Genomic DNA, 8,249 nt, shown 5'->3' with positions numbered 1-8,249 from the left:
GGCTAGGGTTAATGCGTGGGTCAGATTGAGATGGAAAAACCGGGGGCTAGTGGGTCACTTCTGGGTGGAAATCAACAGGCAAGCAGTTCGACGGAGTAATCCTCGTCCGCGAAGCTCGTCGGACCGGCCCCGCCGTCGAGTCATCTTTCGTTTGGCGAGGCGACGCGGCTCCGTATCCCAAAAGCCGACGTGTGCTTCGCGTCGGCATCACGCGAGCAAAAGTCCACACGCTCATCCTCGATCCGCTTTGGCCGCAATGCCCCCTGCTCAAGGGGCACAAGCTCTAATGAAAACTCCTCGTCAGTCGGACTGGCGCGTGGCGTTATGATGAAGGACGATTGGTGACGGAGTTTTGCACGAAGACCAAGGTCATTCCCTCTTTAGCCGACCGGGCCGGCTACAGATTCCGACTGAGAGTTGTCGGTGACGAGAGGAATCACTTCGCACGAGAAAGGTCAAAGACCGGTTCCAGCTGCTGCTGACATTCGCTTTAGAACGGCGAACGCCCGTGCCCAGCCTGTACCATCCGTTCGTGATCGCACGGTGCACAGCTGCTTCTGGCCGAACTCAGCCGGTCACGACCAGCAGCTTCATCAGCCGCAACCTGCACAGATGGTCAATACGCAGATCATCAAGCTTGAACCCCAATCAAAGCTCCATAGAGCCTGCGGAGAGCCAAAGCCTGGATGTGATAACCGCTTGTCATATGCTCCACCCGTGCAGTCATGGTGTAACTGACATGGGACTACGGCACGAATTCAAACTAAGCTGAATGGGAGCGTTAGCTCAAATCTCGATATCACCAAAAGCACCATCTTGCATTGCCAAGCTAGCCTTGCGTGCCTTGCGCCTCACGTGACGGCGTGTGTAGGTTTCGGCAGTGCTTGAGGTCTCTGACCACCCCATCAAATTCGAGCGTATTTTTTTCTCCTCAGCAGGTTCAAAACGCTCCTTGTCCGAAAGTTCAGAGAATCGGTCGTTCCAGGTGTGCCGAAGTACATGTGGGCAGAAGTCATCGGGGATTCCCGGTACCTTTCGTCTCAGGGCTGCGAAAACCGCATTCACTGCTGAGAGCGTCAACGGACTCCCTGAGCCGGTTGCGACAAGCAGGAATGGATGACTGCGAGCTCGGCCCGTTCGGCGCCGAGCCTTCACAACGTAGTCGTGCGTATCCTTCGCTAGCGTTCTCGCAATCGGCAATACACGATCCCTAGTCTTGGCATCAGGCTTATCGCGTCGAGAGTCTTCAACGTCAATTGGGCGCCTGGCTATCAGGACCTCAGCCTGCTGAAAATTGATGTCCGCAACCTTCACGCCCAGAAGCTCAGCTCTGCGTACGCCAGTGTGGTAGAACCAAAGCACAATAAGCCTGTTGCGTTCACGAACACAGCGACCCCACGGGTTCTCAGGATGGTCAATTTCAATGACCTCCAACAAACGAGCCCTGACGCTGGGCTCGAGGCCACTGCGCTGGTCTAAGGTGTTACGGCTCCTGGTGGAGGGAGTCCTTTCGCTGAAAAACTTCTTGATTACATTTTTCTGAGTAAGTAGATGGTGGTACTCAACGCTATCAATTGGGAATTCAAATTGCTTTGTTTCTACCAACCACTCGAGATACTTACGTATGTACAGAAGTCGAATTGTTCTCGTCTGCTCTTGAACTTGCTTCAACGGCTTGATTCCTGACCGCATACGCGCATGCTCGCTTATTCTGACTATGCTTTTTGCACCAGCAACTAATTTCAAAGATTGCCACTTTTGAATCTCTGATAGTTCATAGGAACAGGCATCAAATACAGCTTCCAGCTCATAGTCCTTCAGCGACACACGCTCTCTAAGACAGCGCTCCAAGTCGACCTCACACTTGTCGAAAACGGTCAGCAAGAGCATCACGCTCCTAAGTGCCTGATCCACCGTTCTGTGAGCAAGGCCTCTCGCTCGCAGCATGAATAAATTGAACATCAGTGCGTCGTACAGAGGCTCGGATGATGTAGCAGAAAAAAGCAGCCGCAAACGCTCGCCTGACTCCATCTCCAAAGTGCGAAGTTGATAAGTGCTCAATCTGTTTACTCTTTTCAAAGCTTGGACGATAAATTTCTCTCCGTAGCTTCTCACAAAAAAAAAGTAAACAAGGCCTAGGCATCTCAAAAAGCAGCGCTCCAGAGGAGAGAGTGGAGCTTGAACCCTTCGTCGGCCAGCACTGTTTACGTTTTTGAAAAGGTTCGAGATTAAAACTCGATCTTGCACGCAGCGTGGGCAATCTCTCACTGGTGCTGCGCAACCAGATTGACAAAGATCCCACCAGCACTGCGGGCATCACCAAGCACCAGCTGTTTGGAACACCCGAGCCAACCCCTGCACCCGTCAAGGTCGCAGCGACTGCCAAACCCGCAATGCAGCGAGCCAGGCCTGCACCTCAGCCCTCGACGGCCACCTGTGTCGAGGTCATCCAGGGCGGTGCTCGCACTCTCAACTGCTTCTGATCTTCTACTCGCAACAACTAAGAGAGGTCGGCCGTGCAACATCATCACTTATATATAGCAGCCAGCATGCTGCTCGCCAGCTCCACGCCTGTGCTGGCCCAATCTGCGGGCACACCTGCCCAGCCCCCCGGCCCTGTAGCTACGGCTGCTCCCGCAGCGCCCCGCAACACCCTGCCCGCCAGGAATTGCACGGCCATCCGCACGGAGGATCCGACCACCGTCACGCTGGGAAAGTCCGTGGTCATTCCGCTGAGCTCGCCCATGGCGCGCATCCTGGTCAGCGGCCAGACGCCCGGAGCGGGCCAGGCAGCAGCACCCATGGCCGCGAATAGCCAGCCGCAAATGCAGAACGGCATGGGTGATATCGAGGTGCAATTGCTCAGCCCGCGAGACCTGTTCTTTCGCGGCCGCAAGTCCGGCTCCATGAACGTCATCCTGCAAAACGCCCAGGGTGCCTGCTTTATCAAGGACGTGATCGTTACCATGGACCCAGGACCGCTGCAGGCCAAGCTCAGCGAGCTCATGCCAGAGGAACGCAGCATCCGCGTCCAGGGCGCCGACAATGCCCTGGTGCTCAGCGGAGAAATCAGCAATCCGCTGCGCCTGGACGATGTGGTGACGCTCGCCGGCGCCTACAGCGACAGCAAGAAGATCGTCAACCTGCTGCGCACCACCTCACCGCATCAGGTGATGCTGGAAGTCAAGATTGCCGAGGTCAGCAAGACCTTGCTCGACAAGCTCGGCGCCAGCTTCGCCAAACAGACCATCAATGGTCAGAACACCTACACCATTGCCTCCAACTTCCTCAGTGGCGGCAGCGCGCTGTTGAGTGCCCTGCGCATCGGCAAGGCCTCGCTCAACATCGACGGCCAGAAGGACGACGGCCTGGTCCGCATCCTGGCCGAACCCAACATCATGGCCATCAGCGGCCAGCAGGCCAGCTTTCTCTCGGGCGGCAAGATCTTTATTCCCGTGTCGCAGAGCAATACCAACGGCGTGCCAGTGATGACACTGGAGGAAAAAGAGTTCGGCATCGGCGTCAAGTTCACGCCCACCGTACTGGGTAGCTCGCGCGTCAATCTCAAGCTGGTCTCAGAAGTGTCCGACCTGTCTCAGACAGGCTCGCCCTTCACCGCCATCAATGGCGTCACCTCCGTCATTCCCTCGCTTTCGGTGCGACGCGCAGATACCACGGTGCAGCTCAATGACGGGCAAAGTCTGGTCATTGCCGGTCTTATCAAAAACAACATCACCGAGGCCGTCAAACGCTTTCCGGGGCTGGGGGAAATACCGGTTCTCGGCGCACTGGCCCGCAGCACCGAGTTCCAGACCGATCAGACCGAGTTGATGTTCATCATCACTCCGCGCCTGGTACAGGCTCTGGCAGAAGTGCCCAGAGTGCCCACCGACAACCATGTCCCGCCCTCACGCGCCGAGCGCTACTTGAACGGTGCACTGGAGAGTTCCGAGCCCGCACCTGCCGCGAAAACAGCACCCGCTGCAACCATGCCAGCCACCACCGCGACACCAGTGCAAGCACCTGTTCCGGCTGCAACGCCACAAGAGCTGCAACCCCAAGCACCGGTCGAACCTTCTGTCGACCGTCCCGCTCCCCTGAATCCGCCCACCTGAACCGGAGGCAAGCCATGATCGAACGCAGCATTCTATTTCCCGTGGCCCTCGCCGCCCTGCTGGCGGGCTGCGGCAGCACAACCCCCCACTATGACGCTCGTTTTGGCGAGGCTGTGCGCACCGCACGCATGCAGATGACCCTCAACCCTGAAGCCGGCAAGACTCCTGGCGTCGGTGTGGATAGCGCCACCGGCATGGATGGTCGCGCAACGGCGCACACCATGGACCGCTACGAGCAGAGCTACAAGACCCCGCCGCGCGCAGTCAATGTCATCAATATTGGTGGCGCGCTAAGCAGCAATTCCAGCGGTGGCGGGGGTGGCGGCACACCCTAGCCCTAGTAATTTCCAGAGACCGATTCACCAGCTCCACCCCATTGAATTTGAAAGGAGAGCAGATCGCATAGCGGCCTTGCACGCCAATCACCGCCGGCCCTGCAAACCGGCATCCAATCCGTGTAGATGTTTTCCGTTCGTTTTCGGTTCCCTACTTACTTTGGAGATATCACCATGAACAAGATCGCTCAACAATTTGCCCAATCCCTGCAGTCCTTTGTCCGCGACGAAGAAGGCGCTCAGGTCATTGAATACGCGCTGGTTGTCGCAGTAGTTTCAATTGCCCTCATTACCCTAATCAGGTCATCTATCGCCGACACCTTCTTTAGCCAATGGCTCACCCGGATCACCCAGTGTTTGAACGGCGCAGGGGCGTGTGCGGCTCCCGCTCCATAATTTTTAAGAAGCCATGGCGGCCGCCTGGGCTGCCGTGGCTCTCCATATAAAACCCATCAACACGCTATCCGCCATGAAAAACCACCCACATTTCTGGCCCACAGCCCGACCCCTGCGTGGTTCTGCCGCCGCGTTGCGGCGGCAGCATGGTGCCTTTTTGATTACCTTTGCCCTGTTCATGCTGTTTCTATTGGGCTTTATGGGCATCGCGCTGGATTTTGGCCGGCTATTTGTCGTCAAGACCGAACTGCAGACCGCCGTGGACAGCTGCGCACTGGCCGCGGCGCGCGAGCTCAATGGCCAGGCCGATGCCATTACACGCGCCCAGAGCGCAGGCATGGCTGCCGGCAATGCCAATAACGCCAATCTGCAATCCACAAGCTGGAACGGTGCAGGCAAGATCACTGCCAGCGATATCGATATTTTTCGCGACAAAGAATATCTAAGAACCACCGATGCCCAAAAAGCGCACTATGCCGAATGCAAATACACCATGAGCAGCATCAAGCTTTGGCTGTTGCAGGCCATGGGCGCATTTACCGGCGATAGCACCACCTGGCCCAATACCGGCGCCGTGGGCGTGCGGGCTGTGGCGACGCGTGTCTCTTCGCAGTCTGCCTGCATCATTCCAGTGGCAATTCGCTGGGATATTGGCCTGCCCAGTGTGGGCGAATGGATTCCTTTTGACCCAGGCAGCAAGTCCAAAGACAAGAACATGACCTGGGGCAACTTGAATGGCAGCACGAATGCCAGCACAACCGAGGCCGATATGCTCAACGGCTATTGCGTTACGCCCAAACCCGGAGCCATCTTCACACCTGGCACACAGGCCAACAAAATCGCCGCAGTTTGGAATTACCGCTTTGGTATCTATAGCAATTCAGATATTAAAAACGGGAGTGTGAACTACTCCAGCACAGGCCAGCCCGACTACTCCAGTTACACCTACACCACATCCAATTCTCCGGGACACGACGTCTATCAGGATTTTTTGAACAAACGGCTGGCCTTCATGCCTTGTGGCCGTGCGACCCATCCAGAGGACTGCGGCGTAGGCAACGGTGGTTACCAGACAGTATCGCAAGCGCCTGTACTAAAAGCCAACGGTGCTGACCGCCGCGTCGTGACAGTCCCCGTAATCAAAGGCAATGCTAACCAATTCAATAACGAACTTGCGTGTATGTTGATTTTGGCCCCCCTGCAGCCATCCAGCATGACATCAGCGTTCGAATACCTGGGTCTGGCCAACGATCCTAAGAGTCCCTGCAAAGGCAGCGGATACGCAGGCGGTACTACTGGCCCTGTAGTACCCATACTGGTGAGGTAAGCACCATGCGCAAACACCGTTCACAACAGGGAGCAGCGCTGATCGAGTTGGCGCTGACCATTCCCCTAATGATCATGCTTAGCATGATCGTCATCGAGTTTGGCCGTGCTCTGTATGAATACAACACGGTGACCAAGTCAGTACGTGATGCCGTGCGCTATCTGACCGTGCAGTTGCCGCCCGCGCCCACAAGCTGTCCACAAGCAGCCACGAATTTGGTTCGTTATGGCAGCCTTTCTCAAGGCACTCCACTGGCCCCCGGCCTGGCCAGCGCGGCTATCACCTGCAACTGGCAGACCAGTGGCACCTATCCACTGGACAGCACCACCGTGACCGTTACTGTGAACGGCTATCGCTTCCAGTCCATGGTTTCCAATGTGTTTGGCCTGCAGCTGTTCACCGGCGGCGGCATCACCTTCGGCACTATCGCCGCCACAATGAGGATGCCAACATGAAACGCCTTGCACAGCGCGGCGCCACGCTCATTGAATTTGCCCTGGGGCTGCTGATCTTTCTAATGTTCCTGCTGGGGGTGGTGGATTTCAGCCGCCTGCTCTATACCTGGACCGCGGCCAACGAGGCCACGCGCGCCGGTGCTCGCTATGCGGTGGTGTGCGATGACCTGAATCAGAAAAATAGCGTGCGGGCTTATATGAAAAATCGACTGCCGCAGATCACCGCTGTGGACGTGATATGGAAACCCGACAGCTGCACGACTGCCACCTGCCAGAGCGTCACGGTAAGCATCCCCAAAGACGGCCTGAAGTTCCAATGGATCGCGCCCATTGTGGGATCGGCGGCGCAGACGGTCATCGACATGCCGGGATTTAGCACTACCTTGCCACGTGAAATCATGTACCAGGACATCAACGCCCGCTCGGAATGCACTCCTTGACCAGCGAGAACTCGTATGAAAATCACCATCATCTCCCCCAACACCGCCCATCTCAGCGAGATGGCCCATGTGCTGCAAGAGCAATCGCATCAGGTGCAGACCTTCGAGGGCGGCAAGACCCGAATGCCCACGATTGCCGAGCAGGAGCTGCCGGATCTGATGATCGTCGATGGTATGTGCTGCGACCCCGCAGACCTGGCCCCGGTGGAGCAGGTAACCACCCATCACCCACGCATGGCCGTGGTCCTGCTGTGCGCCCAGCAAACACCTGAGTTTCTGCTGCAATCCATGCGGGCGGGCGTGCGCGAGGTTCTGCCATCACCGCCGCCGCCGCAGGCACTGGCCGATGCCGTTCAGCGCCTTGCCAGCAAATTGCAGGACAGCTCCCCCAACCGTGCACAAGGGCAAGTCATGGCCTTTCTGCCCTGCAAGGGCGGTGCCGGCGCCACTTTCCTGGCCACCAATCTGGGCTGGGCGCTGGCGCAAAAGCACTCCGTGCTGTTGATCGACCTGAATCTGCAGTTTGGCGATGCGCTGCCCTACCTGCATGAAGGCAAACCAAGCTCGACATTGGCGGATGTGGCACGCGACCTTCACCGCCTTGACGCCTCTTTTCTCACGGCCAGCACGGTAAAGATCACACCGCGTCTGCATGTGCTGGCGGCCCCCGAAGATGCCATGCATGCCATGGAGGTGGAGCCCGGGCATATTGAGGCCATCGTGCAACTGGCTGCCACGCACTACGACTTCGTGCTGCTGGACATGGGGCGCGTGCTGGACCCATTGGCTCTACGCGTGCTCGACAAAGCGCAGTGCATTGTTCCTGTGCTGCTGCCCAACGTACCCGCCGTGCGCAATGCGCAAAAGCTGCTGCGCATGTTCCACGATCTGGGCTACCCGGAAAGCCGCCTGCATCCGGTGCTGAACAGGGTGGACAGGCGCAGCGAAATCGGGCTGTCTGAAGTGCGCAAGACCCTGGGCCTGGAACAGCAATGGCGCAGCATTCCCGACTCTGCCCAGGAAGTACAAGCAGCCATCAATGCTGGAGCGCCGCTGGCTGAATCCGCTCGCAGCAGCAGCGTGGTGCGCGAGCTGACGGCCTGGGCCGATGCACTGTCACCTCGGGCTCATGAAGAAAACGGTAATTTTTTGAACCGGCTCTTTCGCCGGGCGTAGGCATC

Annotated in this window: 9 protein-coding genes; 8 read left to right on the top strand and 1 reads right to left on the bottom strand. The window is 57.5% G+C overall.

Annotated features, from left to right (window positions below; all coding sequences use genetic code 11):
* Positions 1–786 precede the first annotated feature (786 nt).
* Complete coding sequence (locus tag ACWGXF_RS11125; RefSeq protein WP_182286817.1) at positions 787–2,061, bottom strand: tyrosine-type recombinase/integrase; 1,275 nt, start codon at positions 2,059–2,061, stop codon at positions 787–789.
* A gap of 191 nt (positions 2,062–2,252) precedes the next feature.
* Between ACWGXF_RS11125 and ACWGXF_RS11120 the strand changes: the two genes are divergently transcribed.
* From ACWGXF_RS11120 to ACWGXF_RS11085, 8 genes are all read left to right on the top strand, one after another.
* On the top strand, positions 2,253–2,483 hold the full coding sequence (locus ACWGXF_RS11120) for a hypothetical protein (RefSeq protein WP_452101920.1): 231 nt from the start codon (positions 2,253–2,255) through the stop codon (positions 2,481–2,483).
* A gap of 66 nt (positions 2,484–2,549) precedes the next feature.
* Entirely contained in the window at positions 2,550–4,115 is a 1,566-nt protein-coding gene (locus ACWGXF_RS11115) for a type II and III secretion system protein family protein (RefSeq protein ID WP_452101919.1), read from the top strand.
* Positions 4,116–4,129: 14 nt separating this feature from the next.
* Positions 4,130–4,450 (top strand): hypothetical protein, encoded by a 321-nt coding sequence (locus tag ACWGXF_RS11110; RefSeq protein ID WP_452101918.1) that lies wholly within the window; start codon positions 4,130–4,132, stop codon positions 4,448–4,450.
* 174 nt (positions 4,451–4,624) lie between these two features.
* Positions 4,625–4,846, top strand: a complete 222-nt coding sequence (locus ACWGXF_RS11105) for a Flp family type IVb pilin (RefSeq protein WP_452101917.1) — start codon at positions 4,625–4,627, stop codon at positions 4,844–4,846.
* Between the two features lie 13 nt (positions 4,847–4,859).
* A complete protein-coding gene (locus ACWGXF_RS11100; RefSeq protein ID WP_452101916.1) occupies positions 4,860–6,173 on the top strand; it encodes a pilus assembly protein TadG-related protein in 1,314 nt (437 codons plus the stop codon).
* Positions 6,174–6,178: 5 nt separating this feature from the next.
* Positions 6,179–6,628: a TadE/TadG family type IV pilus assembly protein gene (locus ACWGXF_RS11095; RefSeq protein WP_452101915.1), complete on the top strand. Its 450-nt coding sequence runs from the start codon at positions 6,179–6,181 to the stop codon at positions 6,626–6,628.
* The gene (locus tag ACWGXF_RS11090) at positions 6,625–7,068 is read left to right on the top strand and encodes a TadE family protein (protein ID WP_452101914.1); all 444 of its coding nucleotides are present in this window, start codon (positions 6,625–6,627) and stop codon (positions 7,066–7,068) included. The genes ACWGXF_RS11095 and ACWGXF_RS11090 overlap by 4 nt, the downstream gene beginning before the upstream one ends.
* Positions 7,069–7,083: 15 nt before the next feature.
* A complete protein-coding gene (locus tag ACWGXF_RS11085; RefSeq protein ID WP_452101913.1) occupies positions 7,084–8,244 on the top strand; it encodes an AAA family ATPase in 1,161 nt (386 codons plus the stop codon).
* Positions 8,245–8,249 lie beyond the last annotated feature (5 nt).

Source organism: Comamonas sp. HJ-2 (assembly GCF_053615495.1).
The sequence above is the reverse complement of the archived record's forward strand: the minus strand, read 5'-3'. Positions and strand labels throughout refer to the sequence as shown.